Source organism: Pseudomonas sp. NMI760_13 (assembly GCF_021283245.1).
GTDB classification, from domain to species: Bacteria; Pseudomonadota; Gammaproteobacteria; order Pseudomonadales; family Pseudomonadaceae; genus Aquipseudomonas; species Aquipseudomonas peradeniyensis.
The window spans coordinates 73,104-93,888 of record NZ_JAJSRC010000001.1 but is presented as its reverse complement, the minus strand read 5'-3'; the positions used below and the strand labels follow the sequence as shown (position 1 = coordinate 93,888).

At 65.0% G+C, this 20,785-nt stretch carries 18 protein-coding genes and 1 pseudogene; 11 read left to right on the top strand and 8 right to left on the bottom strand.

Annotation, left to right across the window (positions count from 1 at the left end; genetic code table 11):
- Window positions 1–21: 21 nt before the first annotated feature.
- Window positions 22–399 carry a histone-like nucleoid-structuring protein MvaT gene (mvaT, locus tag LU671_RS00410; protein WP_028690229.1) on the bottom strand — a complete coding sequence of 126 codons (378 nt, stop codon included), beginning with the start codon at window positions 397–399 and terminating at the stop codon, window positions 22–24.
- 301 nt (window positions 400–700) lie between these two features.
- Between mvaT and purU the strand changes: the two genes are divergently transcribed.
- A complete protein-coding gene (gene purU, locus LU671_RS00405) occupies window positions 701–1,552 on the top strand; it encodes a formyltetrahydrofolate deformylase (RefSeq protein WP_186713139.1) in 852 nt (283 codons plus the stop codon).
- Between the two features lie 154 nt (window positions 1,553–1,706).
- Here purU and LU671_RS00395 read toward each other — a convergent pair whose 3' ends face one another.
- From LU671_RS00395 to LU671_RS29570, 5 genes and pseudogenes are all read right to left on the bottom strand, one after another.
- Window positions 1,707–2,696 carry a lysylphosphatidylglycerol synthase transmembrane domain-containing protein gene (locus LU671_RS00395; RefSeq protein WP_232854645.1) on the bottom strand — a complete coding sequence of 330 codons (990 nt, stop codon included), beginning with the start codon at window positions 2,694–2,696 and terminating at the stop codon, window positions 1,707–1,709.
- A complete protein-coding gene (locus tag LU671_RS00390; RefSeq protein ID WP_232854644.1) occupies window positions 2,693–3,457 on the bottom strand; it encodes a DUF2334 domain-containing protein in 765 nt (254 codons plus the stop codon). The genes LU671_RS00395 and LU671_RS00390 overlap by 4 nt, the downstream gene beginning before the upstream one ends.
- On the bottom strand, window positions 3,450–4,571 hold the full coding sequence (locus LU671_RS00385) for a glycosyltransferase family 4 protein (protein ID WP_232854643.1): 1,122 nt from the start codon (window positions 4,569–4,571) through the stop codon (window positions 3,450–3,452). Before LU671_RS00385 ends, LU671_RS00390 begins: the two co-directional genes overlap by 8 nt.
- Before the next feature lie 218 nt (window positions 4,572–4,789).
- Entirely contained in the window at window positions 4,790–5,554 is a 765-nt protein-coding gene (locus tag LU671_RS29575; protein WP_373694313.1) for a methyl-accepting chemotaxis protein, read from the bottom strand.
- Between the two features lie 93 nt (window positions 5,555–5,647).
- Window positions 5,648–6,664, bottom strand: a pseudogene (locus tag LU671_RS29570) (HAMP domain-containing protein); the annotation flags it as partial.
- Window positions 6,665–6,836: 172 nt separating this feature from the next.
- On the opposite strand from LU671_RS29570, the gene LU671_RS00375 reads away from it, so the two are divergent.
- Window positions 6,837–8,312 carry a helicase HerA-like domain-containing protein gene (locus tag LU671_RS00375; RefSeq protein ID WP_203647860.1) on the top strand — a complete coding sequence of 492 codons (1,476 nt, stop codon included), beginning with the start codon at window positions 6,837–6,839 and terminating at the stop codon, window positions 8,310–8,312.
- Between the two features lie 136 nt (window positions 8,313–8,448).
- Here the strand turns inward: LU671_RS00375 and LU671_RS00370 are convergent, their stop codons facing one another.
- Together LU671_RS00370 and LU671_RS00365 are read right to left on the bottom strand one after the other, a co-directional pair.
- Window positions 8,449–9,921: an inorganic phosphate transporter gene (locus LU671_RS00370; protein ID WP_203647859.1), complete on the bottom strand. Its 1,473-nt coding sequence runs from the start codon at window positions 9,919–9,921 to the stop codon at window positions 8,449–8,451.
- A gap of 312 nt (window positions 9,922–10,233) precedes the next feature.
- Window positions 10,234–10,434, bottom strand: a complete 201-nt coding sequence (locus LU671_RS00365) for a hypothetical protein (RefSeq protein WP_050703906.1) — start codon at window positions 10,432–10,434, stop codon at window positions 10,234–10,236.
- 567 nt (window positions 10,435–11,001) lie between these two features.
- Here LU671_RS00365 and pcaR point away from each other — a divergent pair.
- The 9 genes from pcaR (at window position 11,002) to pcaC (ending at window position 20,736) form a co-directional block, all read left to right on the top strand.
- Window positions 11,002–11,871 (top strand): pca regulon transcriptional regulator PcaR, encoded by an 870-nt coding sequence (pcaR, locus tag LU671_RS00360; protein WP_232854642.1) that lies wholly within the window; start codon window positions 11,002–11,004, stop codon window positions 11,869–11,871.
- A gap of 439 nt (window positions 11,872–12,310) precedes the next feature.
- Complete coding sequence (locus LU671_RS00355) at window positions 12,311–13,657, top strand: MFS transporter (RefSeq protein WP_050703908.1); 1,347 nt, start codon at window positions 12,311–12,313, stop codon at window positions 13,655–13,657.
- A gap of 167 nt (window positions 13,658–13,824) precedes the next feature.
- Window positions 13,825–14,685 (top strand): CoA transferase subunit A, encoded by an 861-nt coding sequence (locus LU671_RS00350; protein ID WP_028690217.1) that lies wholly within the window; start codon window positions 13,825–13,827, stop codon window positions 14,683–14,685.
- Entirely contained in the window at window positions 14,682–15,461 is a 780-nt protein-coding gene (locus tag LU671_RS00345) for a CoA-transferase subunit beta (RefSeq protein ID WP_232854641.1), read from the top strand. Before LU671_RS00350 ends, LU671_RS00345 begins: the two co-directional genes overlap by 4 nt.
- Entirely contained in the window at window positions 15,458–16,663 is a 1,206-nt protein-coding gene (gene pcaF / locus LU671_RS00340; protein ID WP_232854776.1) for a 3-oxoadipyl-CoA thiolase, read from the top strand. The genes LU671_RS00345 and pcaF overlap by 4 nt, the downstream gene beginning before the upstream one ends.
- 214 nt (window positions 16,664–16,877) lie before the next feature.
- On the top strand, window positions 16,878–18,167 hold the full coding sequence (locus LU671_RS00335; RefSeq protein WP_203647854.1) for an MFS family transporter: 1,290 nt from the start codon (window positions 16,878–16,880) through the stop codon (window positions 18,165–18,167).
- 9 nt (window positions 18,168–18,176) lie between these two features.
- Window positions 18,177–19,529 carry a 3-carboxy-cis,cis-muconate cycloisomerase gene (locus LU671_RS00330; protein WP_232854640.1) on the top strand — a complete coding sequence of 451 codons (1,353 nt, stop codon included), beginning with the start codon at window positions 18,177–18,179 and terminating at the stop codon, window positions 19,527–19,529.
- 12 nt (window positions 19,530–19,541) lie between these two features.
- Complete coding sequence (gene pcaD, locus LU671_RS00325) at window positions 19,542–20,333, top strand: 3-oxoadipate enol-lactonase (protein ID WP_232854639.1); 792 nt, start codon at window positions 19,542–19,544, stop codon at window positions 20,331–20,333.
- A 10-nt stretch (window positions 20,334–20,343) separates the two neighbouring features.
- A complete protein-coding gene (gene pcaC, locus LU671_RS00320; protein WP_203647852.1) occupies window positions 20,344–20,736 on the top strand; it encodes a 4-carboxymuconolactone decarboxylase in 393 nt (130 codons plus the stop codon).
- The last annotated feature ends 49 nt before the right edge of the window (window positions 20,737–20,785 follow it).

Sequence of the window (20,785 nt, the reverse complement as noted above, 5' to 3'; positions counted from 1 at the left end):
CCAATGCGCCTGATAAGCGAATCAGTCCAGCAGGGTGGCCCAGCTTTCGACGACGTCGCCGCCCCACTTGGCTTTCCACTCTTTCAGGGTCTTGTGGTTGCCACCTTTGGTTTCAATAACCTCGCCGTTGTGCGGGTTCTTGTATTGCTTGACCTTGCGTGCACGCTTGGTGCCGGTGGTCTTGACTGCGCCGCGCGGGGCTTTGCTCAGCTTGCTTTCCGGATCGAGCAGGGCGATCACGTCACGCAGCGACTTGCCGTTTTCGGCCATCAGCTCGCGCAGTTTCTTTTCGAACTCCAGTTCTTTTTGCAGCTTGCCGTCTTGCGACAGGTTGGCCAGGCGGGCTTGAAGTTCCTTGATGGCTTCTTCGGTGGCGCGGTATTCGTTGATCAGGGACATGATGTGTTCCTTAATGCATGTTCAGAGAGAGACAGTGGGGGCAATAATAGACAGGCGAAACTCTCAAGTAAACAAATTAATATTGATCACTCATTTAATAGTAGGCACTGACTGCGCAGTCATTAGGTTAAGAAAAATTTACAATTTGTCTGGGGCGCAGGCTATTTCCCCTTGGGAAGAAGGGAATAGGCCTGTACGACTGGGTCCTTGAGCCAGGTGGCGCGGGGGTGTAGATGCTTACTGCGTTTTTCCCGGCAGGTCGCTAGAATATGCGCCTTTGCGAAGTTCTGGAGTCTCCCTCATGCGCACCTATCGACTGGTGATTGCCTGCCCCGACCGCGTCGGCATCGTGGCAAAAGTCAGTAATTTCCTGGCCCTCTACAATGGCTGGATCAACGAAGCCAGCCACCACTCCGACGAGCAGAGCGGTTGGTTCTTCATGCGCCATGAGATCCGCGCCGAGTCCCTGCCGTTCGGTATCGAGGCTTTCCGCGAGGCATTCGCCCCGATCGCCGAAGAGTTCTCCATGACCTGGCGGATCACCGACTCGGCGCAGAAGAAGCGCGTGGTGCTGATGGCCAGCCGTGAGTCGCACTGCCTGGCCGACCTGCTGCACCGCTGGCACACCGACGAGCTGGACTGCGAGATTCCCTGCGTGATCTCCAACCACAATGACCTGCGCAGCATGGTCGAGTGGCACGGCATTCCGTTCCACCATGTGCCGGTCGATCCGAAGGACAAGCAGCCGGCATTCGCCGAGGTCTCGCGCCTGGTCGCCGAGTACGGCGCCGACGCCGTGGTGCTGGCGCGCTACATGCAGATCCTGCCGCCGCAGCTGTGCCAGGCATACGCTGAAAAAGTCATCAATATCCACCACAGCTTCCTGCCGTCGTTCGTGGGGGCCAAGCCGTACCACCAGGCGGCGCTGCGCGGCGTGAAGCTGATCGGCGCGACCTGCCACTACGTGACCGAGGAGCTGGACGCCGGCCCGATCATCGAGCAGGACGTGGTGCGTGTCAGCCACGCCGACAGCATCGAGGACATGGTGCGCTTCGGCCGTGACGTGGAGAAGATGGTCCTGGCCCGTGGCCTGCGCTACCACCTGGAAGACCGCGTGCTGGTGCACGGCAACAAGACCGTGGTGTTCAACTGAGTCGAGGGCCCTGGCATGGCAGACCCGCGTGACAAGGCCGGCGCCTCGGCGCCACCCACCTTGGGCGAAGGCTGCCTGGCTCGCTTCGACCCCGAGGCGTTGAGCGATGAGGACGGCACCGAGTTTCCCGGTGCCGCCGAGCTTTGGGGGCGCCTCAACCCGTCTGGCGACGACGCTCCAGTCGCGGATGTGCCAGCAGGTACAGGAGCACCGGCCCACCCGCCAGCAGATAGAAGTAATAGGTAACCGCGCGCCAGATCAGGATCGCCGCGGCCGCCGTCGAACTGCCCACCAGTGGTGACAGCAAGGTCGCCGAGGTCAGCTCCGCCGCGCCGGCACCGCCCGGCAACAGGCTGAACTGCCCGGCACTGAGCGAGAGCATCTGCACCAGGAAACTGGCAATCCACCCCAGGTCCACCCCCAACCCCCGCAATGCCAGATATAGCACGCTGTAGCGCAGGCACCAGTGCGCGCAGGTGAGGATGAACACCAGCGCCAGCGTACGCCGGGGCATGCGCCAGGTATCGGCCAGGGCATGGACAAAGCGCAGCAGCTTGCGTGCCCAGCGTCGTCGGCGTGCTGGCGCCATGCCCAGGCGATGCAACAACCGGCCGTTGCCACGCATCACCCGGCGTCGATAGCGAAGCAGCAGGAAGATCCCCGCAAGTGTGGCACACAGCAGCAGGGCGCTGCCCAGCAGCATCTGCGCCTGGCTGTGGCCAAGGTGGTGGAACAGGGCGTAGGCGGCAATCGACAGCATCGCGCAGAAGAAGAACAGCAGGTCATTCAACTGGTCCATGGCGAACACCGCGCCACTGCGCGATGGCGCGAAGCGCTCGCGGGCCAGCAGTGTCATCAGGGTCAACGGGCCACCGCTGCCGCCGGGCGTGGTGCAGATGGCAAACTCGGTAGCCATCACCACGCCCAGGCTGTGCATCCGTCCCACCCGTGCGCCCTGGTCACCCAGCAGCAGGCGCAGACGGGCGGCATTGAGAATCCAGCACAGCAGGATCATGGCCAGCAACAGCAGCAGCAACCCGGGTTCGAAGGCGCGCAGGCGCGGGAGCAGGTCGCTGCCGCCGAACAGGGCGGGTACCAGCCCCGCCAGCAGCAGTGCCAGGGCCAGCCAGCCCAGGCGCTTCATGGGGCGGCCTGGCGCGCCAGCCAGGCCGACTTGGTCAGTGGCTCACGGCCTTGGGCCAGCAACTGGTGCAGGGTGTCGAGCCAGTAATTGCGTGCGCTGGCGTGGCGCATGTCGACCGGGTGCAGGCCCAGGCGCAGGGTGTCGGCTTCGCGCCAGCGGCGGCATTGCCAGTCGCTGACCACCCTCGACAGGCCGCGGCGCCAGGCGCTGCGGGCGCTCCACACCAGTCCTGGGGCATCGAAGGCGGTGAAGTCCGGCAGCCGGTACAAGTGACGTGGGGAGCTGGTATAGCACAGTGGCAACTGTCGCAACGCCTGGCGCGTGCCTTCGCTCATCAGCCAGGCGGGGGCGACGAAGCCTGCCACCGGCCAGCCCTGTCGTTCGAACACTGCCAGCCCGGCTTGCAGGCGCAGCAGGGCGTCTGCCTGGTCCAGCCCATGGAACTCGCCCTCGTGGGTATAGATCCGGCGCATGAAATATTCGCCCGGTCCGCGCGGTGGCGGGCCATCGTCGGCGTGGTAGTAGCCATGCAGGGCCAGCTCGTCGCCCTGGGCCAGGCGCCGCTCGAGCAGGCGGCAGAAGGTGGGTGAACGGGTCAGCGGGTTGCGATGGTGGAAGTCCGGTACCACCAGCCAAGTCATCGGCACGCCACCGAGTTCGTCGATGGCCTGGACGAAGGGCTGGTAGTCCGGCCAGGTTTCGGGCGAGATATCGTGCAGCACCAGCATCAGGCTGCGCGTGTCGGCTCGGCCCTCAGCCATGGGCGCGCACCGGCAGCGGGTGGCCGAGCACTGCCTGGTAATGCTGGAGCAGACCGTTGACGACGCTGTCCCAGCTGTAGTGGCGCTCCACGTGTTGACGGGCGTGGCGGCCGAGCTCGCGCACACCGTTGTCGAAGACCTCGCGCACGGCTTCGGCCATGGCCTGGCCATTGTTGGGCGGACACAGGCGGCCGCAGCGTTCGTCGACGATTTCGCTGAATGCGCCGGCGCGCACGGCCACCACGGGCGTGGCGCTGGCCATGGCTTCGAGGATCACCAGGCCGAAGGTTTCCTGGTCGCCGGCGTGCACCAGCAGGTCGGCACTGGCCAGCAGCCGGGCGACCTCCTGGGGCGGGCGGAAGTGGTCGATCACGCTGACGTTGTCCGGCACGCTGGCCGGCATGTTCGAGCCCACCAGCAGCAGGTGGTAGGGCTGGCCGAGTGCGTGCATGCAATCGAGCAGCACCGGCAGGTTCTTTTCCCGTGAGCCGCGGCCGGCGAACACCAGCAGGCGGCTGGTATCGGCGATGCCCAGCTCGGCGCGCAGGCCGGGGTCGTACCTTTCTGGGTTGAACAGCGCCAGGTCCACGCCCAGGCGCTGCACGTGCACGTTCTCCACGCCCAGCCGGCGCAGCTTGTCGGCCATCACCTGGCTGGGTGCCAGGACCCGGTCGAAATGCCCGTATAGCTTGCTGACATAGGCCTCGACATTGGGGGTGAACCAGTTGCCCATGCGATTGCTCACCAGCAAGGGCAGGTCGGAGTGATAGAAGCCTATTACCGGGACATCGAGCTTGCGCCGCGCTTCAAGGGCCGCCCAGGCGGTGAGGTAGGGGTCGCCGACCTCGATCAGGTCGGGCTGCAGGCGGCGCAGTTCCTTGCACCAGGGCGCCAGGCGCACCGGGAAGCGGTAGCCGTTGCCGAAGGGCAGGGGCGGGGCAGGCACGTGGTAGACACCGTCGACCTGGCTGGCATTGGCACCGGGAATCAACAGGCTGTGGCGAACGCCGGGCATGGCGTCGAGGCGGCGGTGTTTGGCATCAAGATAGGTCCGCACGCCGCCGCTGGCCGGGGCGTAGAACATGGTGATGTCGGCGATGTGCACGATCAGCATCCCTCCGGGATCGTCCTCGGGTGTGTCATTCGGCGGTAATGATCCGGCGATGACGCGCCTGAGGGTTGACCTACCTGAAGGATAGTTTGTTCGATCGCCGAGGGTGGAGTACGGGTGAATGGCGTTGCGCCCTTCGCGGGCAAGCCCGCTCCCACAGGGCCGGCAGAGATCCTGTGGGAGCGGGCTTGCCCGCGAATCAGGCGACGCGTTTGCTCAGGTCAGATGCGGAAGCTGCCGACCAGTTGCTTGAGGCGGCCGGCCTGCTGTTCGAGGTCCGAGCAGGCGCGCAGGGTGGCCTGCAGGTTCTCGACGCCTTCCTGGTTGAGCATGTTGATCTCGTTGATGTCCATGTTGATCGAGTCGACCACGGCGGTCTGCTCTTCGGTGGCGGTGGCCACCGACTGGTTCATGCCGTCGATCTCGCCGATGCGCTGGGTGACGCTGCCCAGGCGTTCGCCGGCCTGGTTGGCGATGTCCATGCTGTCCTGGCTGTGGCGCTGGCTCTGGCCCATGGTGTCGACCGACTCGCGGGCGCCGACCTGCAGCTCCTCGATCATCTTCTGTACCTGCTGCGCCGACTCCTGGGTGCGGTGCGCCAGGTTGCGCACCTCGTCGGCGACCACGGCGAAGCCACGCCCGGCCTCACCGGCGCGGGCGGCCTCGATGGCGGCGTTGAGGGCAAGCAGGTTGGTCTGCTGGGAAATGCTGGTGATCACCTCGAGGATCTGGCCGATGTTGACGGTCTTGTTGTTCAGCGTCTCGATATGCTCGCTGGAGGTGACGATCAGGTCCGACAGGCGGTTCATCGCATCGATGTTGCGCTGCACCACCTGCTGGCCTTCCTCGGCCAGCAGCCGCGCCGAGCTGGCATGCTGCGAGGCCTGGGCGGCGTTGCCGGCAATCTCCTGGGCAGCGGCGCCGAGCTGGTTGATGGCGGCGGCGACACTGTTGGTGCGGTTGGACTGCTCGTCGGAGTTGCTCATCGACGAGTTCGAGGCGCTGATCACCCGCAGTGCCACTTCGTTGACCTGCTCGGTGGCCGAGGACACTTCGCGGATCGAACCGTGGATGCGCTCGACGAAGCGGTTGAAGGCGGTACCGAGGATACCGAACTCGTCGTGGTTGTGGATTTCCAGGCGGCGGGTCAGGTCGCCTTCACCCTCGGCGATGTTCGACATGGCGCGGGTCATGGTGTGCAGCGGCTGCATCAGCACGCGGATCAGCAGGCCGAGCAGGGCGATGATGATCACCACTGCCACCAGCGTGGCGATCACCGCCGAAGTGCGGAAGGTGCTGAGCATCGAGAAGGCCTTGTCCTTGTCCACCGACAGGCCGATGTACCAGTTGGCCGAAGGCAGGCCCTTGACCGGAGTGAAGGTCAGCAGGCGGGTTTCGCCGTTGAGCGTCACTTCGGTCAGGTTGCTGGACAGCCTCGGCGTGTTCTGCGGGAACAGGTCCGACAGCGTCTTCATCACCAGGTTCTTGTCCGGGTGCACCAGGATCTTGCCCTGGTCGTTGACCAGGAAGGCGTAGCCCATGCCGCCGAAGTTCAGCGAGTTGATGATCTGCACCAGGCCGTCCAGGGCCAGGTCGCCGCCGACCACGCCGACCGAACGCGAGGCGGTGCTGATGATCGAGATGACCAGCTCGTTGGTGGCCATGTCAATGTAGGGTTCGGTGAGGATCGGGCCGTTGGCGTTCAGGCCGTCCTTGTACCAGGGGCGCACGCGCGGGTCGTAGCCGTCAGGCATCTTGGTGTCCGGGCGCACGGTGAAGGTGCCGTCGGGCTGGCCCAGGTAGATGGTCTGGAAGCTCGAGGTCAGCGCGTTCTGGCCCAGCAGGGTGCCGGTGTTCTGTGGGTACTGGGCAATGTTCTGGGCGACGTTCTCGACCAGCTTGATGCGCCCTTCGAACAGGTTGCGGATATTGGTGGAGGTGGACTCGCCCATCTCAGCCAGGTAGTTCTCCAGGTCTTCGCGAATGGCGTTACGCTGGAGATAATCGTTGTACAGGGTGAATAGGCTGAAGGCGAGTATCACGATCAGTGATGCCGCCAGAAGAATCTTGTGGCTGAAACGAAGGCTTTTATTCATAACGTGATCGTGTCCGCTAAGGTTTTTTATCGGGTCGTTCGCACAAAGCACGGCTGGAAAACAGTGCAACAATTCCCGTGGGTCCTTTTCGGGTTGTTACTGTCTTTCTGGGTAGAATCATTTTGAAATATCGGCTGTCACGCGGCGGAACTTGAGCAGGGGATGAAAGAAGATGTCAGATTCCTTACGAATGGTAGTAGGAGCAGGTCCTGATGGTCAGCCGGTATTCCAGTCCATGCGCCTGGCCAACCGGCATGGCCTGGTGGCCGGGGCAACCGGCACCGGCAAAACGGTCACCCTGCAACACCTGGCCGAGCTGTTCAGCGATGCCGGGGTCGCGGTATTCGCCGCGGATGTGAAGGGCGACCTGTGCGGCCTCGGCGCGGCCGGGGCGCCCCAGGGCAAGGTGGCCGAGCGGATCGCCGGCATGCCCTGGCTGAACCACAAGCCCCAGGCTTATCCGGTAAGTCTTTGGGATATCGCGGGGCAATCGGGGCATCCCTTGCGCACCACCCTGAGCGAAATGGGACCGTTGTTGCTGGGCAATCTGCTGGAGCTCACCGACAGCCAGCAGGCCGCCTTGTATGCGGCGTTCAAGGTGGCTGACCGCGAAGGCCTGCTGCTGCTCGACCTGAAAGACCTCAAGGCTCTGCTCGCGCACCTGAAGGACAATCCCCAGCTGCTGGGCGAGGACAGCGCCTTGATGACCAGCGCCTCCACGCAGGCCTTGCTGCGCCGCCTGGCGACCCTGGAGCAGCAGGGCGCCGAGGCGCTGTTCGGCGAGCCGGCGCTGCAACTGGAGGACCTGCTGCGCCCCGAAGGCGATGGTCGCGGGCGTATCCATCTGCTCGATGCCAGCCGCCTGGTGCATGACGCGCCCAAGGTCTATGCGACCTTCCTGCTGTGGCTGCTGGCCGAACTGTTCGAGCAACTGCCGGAGCGTGGCGATGCCGACAAGCCGGTGCTGGCGCTGTTCTTCGACGAAGCGCACCTGCTGTTCAACGGCACGCCCAAGGCGTTGCAGGACCGTCTGGAGCAGGTGGTGCGGCTGATCCGCTCCAAGGGTGTGGGGGTATATTTCGTCACCCAGTCACCAGGCGACCTGCCGGATGCGGTGCTGGCCCAGCTCGGGCTGCGCATCCAGCATGGCTTGCGGGCATTCACCGCCAAGGAGCAGAAGTCGCTGCGCGCCGTGGCCGATGGTTTCCGCCCCAATCCGGCGTTCGACAGCCTGGCGGTGTTGACCGAACTGGGCATTGGTGAGGCGCTGGTCGGGACGTTGGAAGAGAAGGGCACGCCGGCCATGGTCCAGCGGGTGCTGATCGCGCCACCACAGTCGCGGATCGGGCCGTTGAGCGCAGTCGAGCGGCAGGCCCTGATCGCGGCATCGCCGCTGGCCGGGCGCTATGACAAGCCGGTGGACCGTGAGTCGGCCTATGAAATGCTTACCCAGCGCAAGGGCGAGCCGGTGGAGCCGGCGCCCCAGGCCAAGGCCGATGAGGACAGCTTCGCCGACAAGGCCGGTGAGTTCCTGCAGAGCGCGGCGGGGCAGGCCATCAAGTCGGCGGTGCGCCAGGCGGCCAACCAATTGGGGCGGCAGCTGGTGCGTGGGTTGATGGGGTCGTTGTTGGGGGGCAGGAAGCGTTGAGTTTCCTGTACCGACCTCTTCGCGGGTAAACCCGCTCCCACAGGGATATCCCACTGCCCTGTGGGAGCGGGTTTACCCGCGAAGAAATACCCACGAAAAAGGCGCCCGAGGGCGCCTTCTTCTATTGCCGTACCACTCAGCCAATGGCCTTGGTGGCTAGCCAGAACAGGCCGGCGGCCAGGCCCATCGTTGCCGGCAGGGTGAGCACCCAGGCCAGCAGGATGGTCTTCACGGTGCCGCCCTGCAGGCCGCTCTTGTTGGCGACCATGGTACCGGCGACACCTGACGACAGCACGTGGGTGGTGGACACCGGCAGGCTGAACACGTTGGCCATGCCGATGGCGCAGGCTGCGGTGATCTGTGCCGACATGCCCTGGGCATAGGTCATGCCCTGCTTGCCGATCTTCTCGCCAACGGTCAGCACCACGCGCTTCCAGCCGACCATGGTGCCCAGGCCCAGGGCCAGGGCGACGGCGACGATCACCCAGAATGGTGCGTACTCGGTGGTGGCTGTCAGGTCCTTGCGCAGTTTCTCCAGGTCGGCCTTTTCACGGGCCTGCAGGCCCGGCAGTTTGCCGACCTTCTTCGCCGTGTCGTCCAGGCACAGCAGGTAGCGACGCACTTCGACGCGCTTCTCGGCGCTCAGGGCGCGGTAGTCGGTCACCCCGGCGAGCGACGATTGCAGCGCGGTGATGGTCGGCTCGGTCTGTTGCGGATTGCAGCTGAACTGTTCCGGCAGATCGCTTGCCTGCGCCTTGCCCAGCGCCAGGAACTCGCCCAGGGTCGCGGCGTTGCGCTGGTAGAACTGGCTCAGGTGCAGGGTGGCGTCGCGGGTGCGCTCGATCTGGTAGGTGGTGCTGTTCAGGTCGAGGACGAACTTGGCCGGGACGATGCCGATCAGCACCAGCATGATCAGGCCGATGCCCTTCTGGCCATCGTTGGAGCCGTGCACGAAGCTCACGCCCATGGCCGAGATCACCAGCACCAGGCGGTTCCAGAACGGCGGGTGCTTCTTGTCGTCGAGCTTGCGGCGCTGGTCCGGGGTCTTGTGCATCTTCGACAGCGGACGCCACCATTTCAGGCCGATCAGCAGCAGGGCGGCGACAGCGAAGCCGGCCATGGGCGAGAGCACCAGGGACATGCCGATGTCGATCGCCTTCTGCCAGTTGACGCCGTCGCCCAGCGGAATGTCGCTGATCAGGGCGTTGGCCAGGCCGACGCCGAGGATCGAGCCGATCAGGGTGTGCGAGCTGGAGGCCGGGATACCGAAATACCAGGTGCCCAGGTTCCAGGTGATGGCCGCGGCCAGCAGCGAGAAGACCATGGCCAGGCCGTGGCCGGTGTTCACATTGATCAGCAGTTCGACCGGCAGCAGGTGGACGATGGCATAGGCCACCCCGACACCACCGAGCAGAACCCCGAGGAAGTTGAACACACCGGAGAAGAACACGGCCAGGTGCGGTGGCATGGCCTTGGTATAGATGACAGTGGCTACCGCGTTGGCGGTGTCATGAAAGCCATTGATGAACTCGAATGCGAGCACGAAGGTCAGAGCGAGCGTCAGGCTCACGATAACCCAGGCATCCAGTCCGCTGAATAAATCGATCATGAAGGTTGTCTGGCGGTCTTAGGGGGGGCGGATTATGCCAGAAAACCATGGCAATCGATGCACCCGCCACTGACCGATGGCAGGGGAATGACGACCCCGCACCTGCATGGCGCAGGTGAGCTTTCGCGCAAAAACGTCGTAAAAAATCGATAAATTTCAGAAAAATCAGCGATTTGAGACGATTTTCGTAGAGAGCCCGCAATTTAAACGCTTGTATGAAATTTGTGTGATTCCATTTCATATCGAGCATTTTCACCCAGGATGCCTTGCCGCAACCGTTGCTCGATAGCGGCGCCATGACATCGTGTGACTTCACTCGCCGTCGCTGCGCAGTTCCTTTTCGATCTTCTCGATTTCCTGGGCGAAGGCCTGGTCGAGAATGCTGGCGCGTTTACGCCAGGGTTTGCGTTCCGGGTCGGGTTGTGCGGCATAGGTGGTGACTTCACCACCGTAAACATCCTTGTAACGTTCGGCCTGGCGCTCGAGTTCCGCGCGCAGTTCTTCTTTCGTCACAGTAATACCTGAATAGGTTGAAGTTGGGCGTCAGCCGCTAAATACACACGCAGGATGTGGAAATTCAGCAACGCGAACACATCGTTGCACTGCAAGGACAGAGTGTGGGAGGGCGACCTGCGGCGCACCACACGACAAGCCACTGCTCAGGCAGCGGGCAGGCGTCAGGAAGGCAACGAAAGTTTGTCGATTGGATCCGTTATACAGCGCAGACAATCAACATGAGCCGATTATAGCAATCGGCAATTCGAAGGCTATCGTTCTTTACCCGCCATTGACAATAGTCCTGAAGTTATTCTTTGCGGACAGAGGGTTTGTCCGAGCGGACTGCTGAAAGTTCAAGTTGTTGTGGTAGGCAAGTTTGCCGATGGGTGTCGGAAATGAAAACGGCCTCGCTGGGAGGCGAGGCCGTTGCCTGGGACTTCTACGGTGGGTACCTGACCAGTCTCTCCAAAGAAGCCACATGTGGCAGGGGAAAGGTATAAGCAAAAGTGTCAGCGGTCAATTGCGATTATCGGCCGTTCGTTCGATAATCGAACGAGGTAGCGATTTTTTTGAGGCATGTCCATGAGCGAAGAAACCAGCGGCCCGCCAGCGAACGAGCCCGCGCGCAATACCAGCCCCACCCTGGCACCGCCGATCGTGGCGTCTGCGGCCAAGCGCATCCAGGCCTTCACCGGCGATCCGGATTTCATGACCTCCCTGGCTCGTGGCCTTGCGGTGATCCAGGCGTTCCAGGAGCGCAAGCGCCATCTGACCATTGCCCAGATCAGCCACCGCACGGAAATTCCCCGGGCGGCGGTGCGGCGTTGTCTGCATACGCTGATGAAGCTTGGCTACGCGACCACCGACGGGCGAACCTATTCGCTGTTGCCCAAGGTGCTGACCCTTGGCCATGCCTACCTGTCGTCCACGCCGTTGGCGGTATCGGCCCAGCCCTACCTCGACCGGATCAGCGACCAGCTCCACGAGGCGGCCAACATGGCCACGCTGGAGGGCGACGACATCCTTTATATAGCGCGCTCGGCCACGGTCGAGCGATTGATTTCGGTCGACCTGTCGGTCGGTGGGCGGCTCCCGGCCTATTGCACGTCGATGGGCCGCATCCTGCTGGCGGCGCTGGATGACGCCAGCCTGCACGAATATCTGGAGCGGGCGGACCTCAAGGCGCGGACCAGCCGTACCCTGCACGATCCGGCATCGCTGTTCGCCTGCATCCAGCAAGTGCGCGAGCAGGGCTGGTGCGTGGTCGACCAGGAACTGGAGCAGGGCCTGCGTTCGATTGCCGTGCCGATCTATGACGCCTCGGGGCAGGTGCTGGCGGCGTTGAACGTGAGTACCCATGTCGGTCGGGTCAGCCGTGGGGAACTGGAGCAGCGTTTCCTGCCGATCCTGCTGGCGGCCAGCCAGGACCTGTGTCACCAGTTGTTTGGCTGATCTGCACAGACGCTCCTCATTCCTGCGCACAATCCTGTGGCACCGGCTTCGCCGGTGTTCGCGGCTGAAGCCGCTCCCACGGGATCCCCACTGTCTCAGACGTTGTGCAGTACCTGTGGGAGTGGAGTTTGCACATGACAGTTGCTCGCACAGGAACCGGGCGCTTTGTGTTCGATAAACGCACAGTGTCGTTCCCGGCGAATTGCGCCACCCACGCCTGCTGATTAATGTCTGTCGCACGAGTCGGCTTCGCCGACCGGACAATAACAACAGGCCCGAGGGCATCCTCCATGAAGACCTTCCCTTCGCTGTCGCGGCCGCACCCGCGCGCAGTGCTGCTGCACGCCGGCTGATCCAGTTCGCCGTATCCACCGTTTGCTGTTCCTGCGCATCAGCGATGCGCGGTAGCCTGCCTGTGCCCAACTCCCGGATAACAACAATGAACAAGCCACAATCCGCTGTCGGCAACTGCCTCGATGTCCAGTCCCTCATCAACGACCAACCGCTGTCGCGCTATCAATGGCGGGTGGTGATCCTGTGTTTCCTGATCGTCTTCCTCGATGGCCTGGACACCGCCGCCATGGGCTTCATTGCCCCGGCGCTGTCCCAGGAATGGGGCATCGACCGCGCCAGTCTCGGCCCGGTGATGAGCGCCGCGCTGATCGGCATGGTCTTCGGCGCCCTCGGCTCCGGCCCGCTGGCCGACCGCTTCGGGCGCAAGGGCGTGCTGGTGGGGGCGGTGCTGGTGTTCGGCGGGTTCAGCCTGGCCTCGGCCTACGCGACCAATGTCGACCAGTTGCTGGTACTGCGCTTTCTGACCGGCCTGGGCCTGGGTGCAGGCATGCCCAATGCCACCACCTTGCTCTCCGAGTACACCCCGGAGCGGCTCAAGTCGCTGCTGGTGACCAGCATGTTCTGTGGCTTCAACCTGGGCATGGCCGGGGGCGGTTTCATCTCGGCCAAGCTGATCCCGGCCTACGGCTGGCACAGCCTGCTGGTGATCGGCGGGGTGCTGCCGTTGCTGCTGGCACTGGTGCTGCTGGTCTGGCTGCCGGAGTCGGCGCGGTTCCTGGTGGTGCGCAACCGTGGCACCGAGAAGGTGCGCCGGACCCTGGCGCCGATTGCTCCGGCGCTGGTGGCACAGGCCGCGAGCTTCAGTGTGCCGGAGCAGAAGGCGGTGGCGGCGCGCAACGTGTTCGCGGTGATCTTCTCGGGTACCTATGGCCTGGGCACCGTGCTGCTGTGGCTGACCTATTTCATGGGCCTGGTGATCGTCTACCTGCTGACCAGCTGGCTGCCGACCCTGATGCGTGACAGCGGCGCGAGCATGGAGCAGGCCGCCTTCATCGGCGCGTTGTTCCAGTTCGGCGGCGTGCTCAGCGCGGTGGCCGTGGGTTGGGCGATGGACCGCTTCAACCCGCACAAGGTGATCGGCGTCTTCTACCTGCTGGCGGGTGTGTTTGCCTATGCCGTGGGGCAGAGCCTGGGCAACATCACCTTGCTGGCCACGCTGGTGCTGGTCGCCGGCATGTGCGTGAACGGCGCGCAATCGGCCATGCCGTCGTTGGCGGCGCGGTTCTACCCGACCCAGGGGCGCGCCACCGGGGTGTCGTGGATGCTCGGGATCGGTCGCTTCGGCGCGATCCTCGGTGCCTGGAGCGGGGCGACGCTGCTGGGGCTGGGGTGGACCTTCGAGCAGGTGCTGACCGCGCTGCTGGTGCCGGCGGCGCTGGCCACCATCGGCGTAGTGGTGAAGGGGCTGGTGAGCCACGCCGACGCGACCTGAGGCGATTGGGGCGCGTTAAATAGCAGAGTAACAAATGGTTCGATAATCGCACGAAAGTGCGATTATCGGATTGTACCCGCCCCGGCAACCTCCTTAATCTGGGCCCATCGCAGCGACGCAATGGCCCGCTGCTCACTGACTCGACTCGACCTGACCAGGAGTCTCCAATGGCAGCAATCCTCTCGCTTCACGAGGCCGTGAAGCAGTTCATCCAGGATGGCGACAGCGTCGCCCTCGAAGGCTTCACCCACCTGATTCCGACGGCGGCCGGTCACGAGATCATCCGCCAGGGCAAGCGCGACCTGACCTTGGTGCGCATGACCCCGGACCTGATCTACGACCAGCTGATCGGTGCCGGCTGCGCGCGCAAGCTGATCTTCTCCTGGGGCGGCAACCCCGGCGTCGGTTCGCTGCATCGCCTGCGCGACGCGGTGGAGAAGCAGTGGCCGCACGCCATCGAGATCGAGGAACACAGCCACGCCGACCTGGCCAACGCCTATGTCGCCGGCGCCTCCGGCCTGCCGTTCGCGGTGCTGCGTGCCTACGCCGGCTCCGACCTGCCGAAGGTCAACCCGCTGATCAAGAGCGTCACCTGCCCGTTCACCGGCGAGGTGCTTGCCGCCGTGCCGTCGGTGCGCCCGGACGTCACCGTGATCCATGCGCAGAAGGCCGACCGCAAGGGCAACGTGCTGCTGTGGGGCATCCTCGGCGTGCAGAAGGAGGCGGCTCTTGCGGCCAAGCGCTGCATTGTCACCGTCGAAGAGATCGTCGATGACCTGAATGCGCCGATGAATGCCTGTGTGCTGCCGACCTGGGCGCTCAGCGCGGTGTGCCTGGTGCCCGGCGGCGCCCACCCGTCCTACGCCCACGGCTACTACGAGCGCGACAACCGCTTCTACCAGGCCTGGGACCCGATCGCCCGCAACCGCGAGTCGTTCACCGCCTGGATCGACACCTTCATCCGTGGCACCCGGGACTTCACCGAATTCCAGGCCAAGCTGGCCAGCACCGCGGAGGCCGCGCAATGAGCTACTCCACTTCCGAAATGATGACCGTCGCGGCGGCCCGTCGCCTGCGCAACGGTGCCGTGTGCTTCGTCGGCATCGGCCTGCCGTCCAAGGCCGCCAACCTGGCACGCCTGACCTCGTCGCCCGATGTCGTGCTGATCTACGAGTCCGGCCCGATCGGCGCCAAGCCTAGCGTGCTGCCGTTGTCCATCGGTGACGGCGAGCTGGCCGAAACCGCCGACACCGTGGTACCGACCGGCGAGATCTTCCGCTACTGGCTGCAGGGCGGGCGCATCGACGTCGGCTTCCTCGGTGCGGCCCAGGTCGACCGCTTCGGCAACATCAACACCACGGTGGTCGGCGACTACCATGCGCCGAAGACTCGCCTGCCGGGTGCCGGCGGTGCACCGGAGATCGCCGGTTCCGCCAAGCAGGTGCTGATCATCCTCAAGCAGTCGCCGCGGGCGTTCGTCGACAAGCTCGACTTCATCACCTCGGTCGGCCACGGCGAAGGCGGCGACTCGCGCAAGCGCCTTGGCCTGCCCGGCGAGGGGCCGGTCGGCATCATCACCGACCTGTGCATCATGGAGCCGGAAACGGGCACCCATGAATTCGTGGTCACATCGATCCACCCGGGCGTGACTCGCGAGCAGATCGTTGCCGCCACCGGCTGGGCGATCCGCTTCGCCGACGACGTGCAGCAGACCGCGGCACCCAGCGATGTCGAGCTGTCCGCCCTGCGCGACCTCGAAGCGCGCACCGCCGCCGCCCATGGCCAGACGGCAGGAGAAGCCTGATGCGTGACGTCTTTATCTGCGACGCCATCCGCACCCCCATTGGCCGCTTCGGCGGCGCCTTGGCCAGTGTGCGCGCCGACGACCTGGCGGCGGTGCCGCTCAAGGCGCTGGTCGAGCGCAATCCGCAGGTGCAGTGGGAGCTGCTCGACGAAGTGTTCCTTGGTTGCGCCAACCAGGCCGGCGAGGACAACCGCAACGTGGCGCGCATGGCGCTGCTGCTGGCCGGCCTGCCGCAAAGCATTCCCGGCGTGACCCTCAACCGTTTGTGCGCCTCGGGCATGGACGCCATCGGCACCGCCTTTCGTGCCATCGCCAGTGGCGAGATGGAACTGGCCATTGCCGGTGGCGTCGAGTCGATGTCCCGCGCGCCGTTCGTGATGGGCAAGGCCGAGAGCGGCTACTCGCGCAATATGAAGCTCGAGGACACCACCATCGGCTGGCGCTTCGTCAACCCGTTGATGAAGGCGCAGCATGGCGTGGACTCGATGCCCGAGACCGCCGACAACGTCGCTGACGACTACCAGGTGTCGCGCGCCGATCAGGACGTCTTTGCCCTGCGCAGCCAGCAGAAGGCCGCCGCCGCGCAGGCTGCCGGTTACTTCGCCGAAGAGATCGTGCCGGTGCGTATCGCCCACAAGAAAGGCGAGACGGTGGTCGAGCAGGATGAGCATCTGCGCCCGGACACCACGCTGGAGGCGCTGAACAGGCTCAAACCGGTCAATGGCCCTGACAAGACGGTTACCGCAGGCAATGCCTCGGGCGTCAACGATGGCGCCGCTGCATTGATCCTGGCCTCGGCCGAGGCGGTGAAAAAGCATGGCCTGACGCCACGCGCCCGGGTGCTGGGCATGGCCAGTGCCGGCGTGGCGCCACGGGTGATGGGTATCGGCCCGGTGCCGGCGGTGCGCAAGCTGACCGAGCGGCTGGGTGTGGCGGTGGCAGATTTCGATGTCATCGAGCTCAACGAGGCGTTTGCCAGCCAGGGGCTGGCGGTGCTGCGCGAGCTGGGCTTGGCGGACGATGCGCCACAGGTCAATCCCAACGGCGGTGCGATCGCCCTGGGGCACCCGCTGGGGATGAGCGGGGCGCGCCTGGTGCTGACGGCGTTGCATCAGCTGGAGAGGAGCGGTGGGCGCAAGGGGTTGGCGACCATGTGCGTGGGCGTCGGTCAGGGCCTGGCGTTGGCCATCGAGCGGGTCTGAAGTTGGACTCGCCCCCTGTAGGAGCGGCCTTGTGCCGCGAAAGGGCTGCGCAGCGGCCCCGAGACTTGTGTTCCAACGCGAATACCGCCGGGGGCTGCTACGCAGCCCTTTCGCGGCACAAGGCCGCTCCTACAGGGATCCATGTCCGGCAGGGAACGAGATTGTTACTGGGTATGTCTAGACTTTGCAGTGACCTCCCAGGAGTAAAAACACCATGACTTCCAGCTATTACACCGGCGAAGAACGCAGCAAGCGGATCTTCGCCATCGTCGGCGCCTCGTCGGGCAACCTGGTCGAATGGTTCGACTTCTATGTCTATGCCTTCTGCGCGATCTACTTCGCCCCGGCCTTCTTCCCCTCCGACGACCCCACGGTGCAGTTGCTCAACACCGCCGGTGTGTTCGCCGCAGGCTTCCTGATGCGCCCCATCGGTGGCTGGATCTTCGGCCGCCTGGCCGACCGTCACGGGCGCAAGAATTCGCTGATGATCTCGGTGCTGATGATGTGCGGCGGCTCGCTGATCATCGCCTGCCTGCCCACCTACGCCAGCATCGGCGCCTGGGCACCGGCGCTGCTGCTCCTGGCACGGCTGATCCAGGGCCTGTCGGTGGGCGGCGAGTACGGCACCACCGCCACTTACATGAGCGAAGTGGCCTTGCGCGGCCAGCGCGGCTTCTTCGCCTCGTTTCAGTACGTCACCCTGATCGGCGGCCAATTGCTGGCGGTGCTGGTGGTGGTGATCCTGCAACAACTGCTCAGCGAGGATGAGCTGCGCGCTTATGGCTGGCGCATCCCGTTCGTGGTCGGCGCCATCGCCGCGCTGATCTCGCTGATGCTGCGTCGCTCGCTGAAGGAGACCAGCAGCGCCGAGACCCGCCAGGACAAGGACGCCGGCACCATCAGCGGGTTGTTTCGCAACCATGCCGCCGCCTTCATCACAGTGCTGGGATACACCGCCGGTGGCTCGCTGATCTTCTACACCTTCACCACCTACATGCAGAAGTACCTGGTCAACACCGCCGGCATGAACGCCAAGAGCGCCAGTTTCGTCATGACCGGCGCGCTGTTCGTGTTCATGATCCTGCAGCCGGTGTTCGGCATGCTCTCCGACCGCATTGGCCGACGCAATTCGATGCTGCTGTTCGGCGCCCTGGGGACGATCTTCACCGTGCCGTTGCTGATGGCGCTGAAGACCGTGAGCAGCCCGTTCATGGCCTTCGTGCTGGTGACCCTGGCGCTGTGCATCGTCAGCTTCTACACCTCCATCAGCGGCCTGGTGAAGGCCGAGATGTTCCCCCCGCAGGTCCGTGCGCTGGGGGTAGGGCTGGCCTATGCCGTGGCCAACGCGGTGTTCGGCGGTTCCGCCGAATACGTGGCACTGGGCTTGAAAACCTTAGGGATGGAGAACACCTTCTACTGGTACGTGACCGCGATGATGGCGGTGGCCTTCCTGTTCAGCCTGCGCCTGCCCAAGCAAGCGGCGTACCTGCACCATGATCACTAAGGACGTTGCATGAGCAACCAACTGTTCGATGCCTACTTCACCGCGCCGGCCATGCGCGAGATCTTCTCCGACCGTGGCCGGCTGCAGGGCATGCTCGATTTCGAGGCCGCCCTGGCCCGTGCCGAGGCGGGTGCCGGACTGGTGCCGCACACCGCGGTGAGCGCCATCGAGGCGGCCTGCAAGGCCGAGCGCTATGACGTGCGTGCCTTGGCCGATGCCATCGCCATTGCCGGCAACTCGGCGATTCCGCTGGTCAAGGCCCTGGGCAAGGTGGTCGCCAGCGGCGTGCCCGAGGCCGAGCGCTACGTGCACCTGGGCGCAACCAGTCAGGATGCGATGGACAGCGGCCTGGTGCTGCAACTGCGTGACGCCCTGGCGCTGATCGACCGCGACCTCGGCAAGCTGGCCGACACCCTGGCCCGCCAGGCGCTGCAGCATGCCGACACGCCGCTGGTGGGGCGCACCTGGCTGCAGCATGCGACGCCAGTGACACTGGGGATGAAGCTGGCCGGTGTACTTGGCGCCCTGACCCGTCATCGCCAGCGCCTCAAGGAACTGCGCCCGCGCCTGCTGGTGCTGCAGTTCGGCGGCGCCTCCGGCAGCCTGGCGGCGCTGGGCAGCAAGGCCTTGCCGGTGGCCGAGGCCCTGGCCGCGCAGCTGAAACTGTCCTTGCCCGAACAGCCGTGGCACACCCAGCGGGACCGCCTGGTGGAGTTCGCCTCGGTACTGGGCCTGGTCGCCGGCAGCCTGGGCAAGTTCGGCCGGGATGTCAGCCTGCTGATGCAGACCGAGGCGGGCGAGTTGTTCGAGCCCGGCGCGCCGGGCAAGGGCGGATCCTCGACCATGCCGCACAAGCGCAACCCGGTGGGCGCGGCGGTGCTGATCGGTGCCGCCACCCGCGTGCCGGGGCTGGTCTCGACCCTGTTCACCGCGATGCCCCAGGAGCACGAGCGCAGCCTCGGCCTGTGGCATGCCGAATGGGAAACCCTGCCGGAAATCTGCTGCCTGGTCTCCGGCGCCCTGCGCCAGGCGCAGCTGATAGCCGAGGGCATGGAGGTGGACGCCGCCCGCATGCGCCGCAACCTGGACCTGACCCAGGGCCTGGTGCTGGCCGAGGCGGTCAGTATCGTGCTCGCCCAGCGCCTGGGGCGCGAGCGTGCCCATCACCTGCTGGAGCAATGCTGCCAGCGCGCCGTGGCCGAGGGGCGCCACCTGCGTGCCGTGCTGGGCGACGAACCGCAGGTCAGCGCCGAACTGTCCGCTGAGGAGCTCGACCGTCTGCTCGACCCTGCCCATTACCTCGGCCAGGCGCGTGTCTGGGTGGCACGCGCCGTGGCCGAACATCAACGATTCACTGCCTGAAAGGAGACCGCTGTGGCGCACCTGCAACTGGCCGATGGCGCATTGCATTACCAACTCGACGGTCCGGACGATGCGCCGGTGCTGGTCCTGTCCAACTCGCTGGGCACCGACCTGCACATGTGGGATGCGCAGATCCCGGCCTGGGCCGAACATTTCCGTGTGCTGCGCTACGACACCCGGGGGCATGGCGGTTCGCTGGTCACCGAGGGCCCCTACAGCATCGAGCAACTCGGTGGCGACGTGCTGGCCCTGCTTGATGCCCTGGATATCGAGAAGGCCCATTTCATCGGCCTGTCCATGGGTGGCCTGATCGGTCAGTGGCTGGGCATAAACGCGGGTAACCGCCTGCTCAGCCTGGCGCTGTGCAACACGGCGGCGAAGATCGCCAGTGACGAAGTGTGGAACACCCGCATCGACACCGTGCTCGCGGGGGGCCGGCAGGCCATGGCCGACTTGCGCGATGCCTCCATCGCCCGCTGGTTCACCCCGGCGTTCGCCGCCGCCGAGCCGGAACGCACCCTGCGTATCTGCCAGATGCTGGCGCAGACCTCGCCGGAGGGCTACGCGGCCAATTGCGCCGCGGTGCGCGATGCCGATTTCCGTGACCAGCTCAACCAGATCCAGGTGCCGACCCTGATTGTCGCCGGTAGCGCCGATGCGGTGACCACCCCCGAGCACGGTCGCTTCATGCAGGCCGGCATCCTCGGCGCCGAGTACGTGGAGTTTGCGGCGGCGCACCTGTCCAATGTCGAGATCGGCGCGCCGTTCAGCCGCCGTATGCTCGACTTCCTGTCGAGCCGCTGAGGAGTACACCGTGGACGAGAAACAACGCTACGAGGCGGGCATGCAGGTACGCCGTGCGGTGCTGGGCGACGCCCATGTCGACCGCAGCCTGGAGAAGCTCAACGACTTCAACGGCGAGTTCCAGGAGATGATCACCCGGCATGCCTGGGGCGATATCTGGACGCGCCCCGGCCTGGCGCGGCATACCCGCAGCCTGATCACCATCGCCATGCTGATCGGCATGAACCGCAACGACGAACTCAAGCTGCACCTGCGCGCCGCCGGCAACAATGGCGTGACGCGCGAAGAGATCAAGGAAGTGATCATGCAGAGCGCGATCTACTGCGGGATCCCGGCGGCCAACGCCACGTTCCACCTGGCCGAGTCGGTGTGGGATGAACTGGGGGTGGAGTCGCGGCTGTAGGCTTGCGCGCTTCCCTGTAGGAGCGGCCTTGTGCCGCGAATGGGCTGCG

Coding starts and splice junctions, on each gene's coding strand:
- mvaT (WP_028690229.1), bottom strand. CDS start 399: ATGTCCCTGATCAACGAATACCGCGCCACCGAAGAAGCCATCAAGGAA.
- purU (WP_186713139.1), top strand. CDS start 701: ATGCGCACCTATCGACTGGTGATTGCCTGCCCCGACCGCGTCGGCATC.
- LU671_RS00395 (WP_232854645.1), bottom strand. CDS start 2,696: ATGAAGCGCCTGGGCTGGCTGGCCCTGGCACTGCTGCTGGCGGGGCTG.
- LU671_RS00390 (WP_232854644.1), bottom strand. CDS start 3,457: ATGGCTGAGGGCCGAGCCGACACGCGCAGCCTGATGCTGGTGCTGCAC.
- LU671_RS00385 (WP_232854643.1), bottom strand. CDS start 4,571: ATGCTGATCGTGCACATCGCCGACATCACCATGTTCTACGCCCCGGCC.
- LU671_RS29575 (WP_373694313.1), bottom strand. CDS start 5,554: ATGAGCAACTCCGACGAGCAGTCCAACCGCACCAACAGTGTCGCCGCC.
- LU671_RS00375 (WP_203647860.1), top strand. CDS start 6,837: ATGTCAGATTCCTTACGAATGGTAGTAGGAGCAGGTCCTGATGGTCAG.
- LU671_RS00370 (WP_203647859.1), bottom strand. CDS start 9,921: ATGATCGATTTATTCAGCGGACTGGATGCCTGGGTTATCGTGAGCCTG.
- pcaR (WP_232854642.1), top strand. CDS start 11,002: ATGAGCGAAGAAACCAGCGGCCCGCCAGCGAACGAGCCCGCGCGCAAT.
- LU671_RS00355 (WP_050703908.1), top strand. CDS start 12,311: ATGAACAAGCCACAATCCGCTGTCGGCAACTGCCTCGATGTCCAGTCC.
- LU671_RS00350 (WP_028690217.1), top strand. CDS start 13,825: ATGGCAGCAATCCTCTCGCTTCACGAGGCCGTGAAGCAGTTCATCCAG.
- LU671_RS00345 (WP_232854641.1), top strand. CDS start 14,682: ATGAGCTACTCCACTTCCGAAATGATGACCGTCGCGGCGGCCCGTCGC.
- LU671_RS00335 (WP_203647854.1), top strand. CDS start 16,878: ATGACTTCCAGCTATTACACCGGCGAAGAACGCAGCAAGCGGATCTTC.
- LU671_RS00330 (WP_232854640.1), top strand. CDS start 18,177: ATGAGCAACCAACTGTTCGATGCCTACTTCACCGCGCCGGCCATGCGC.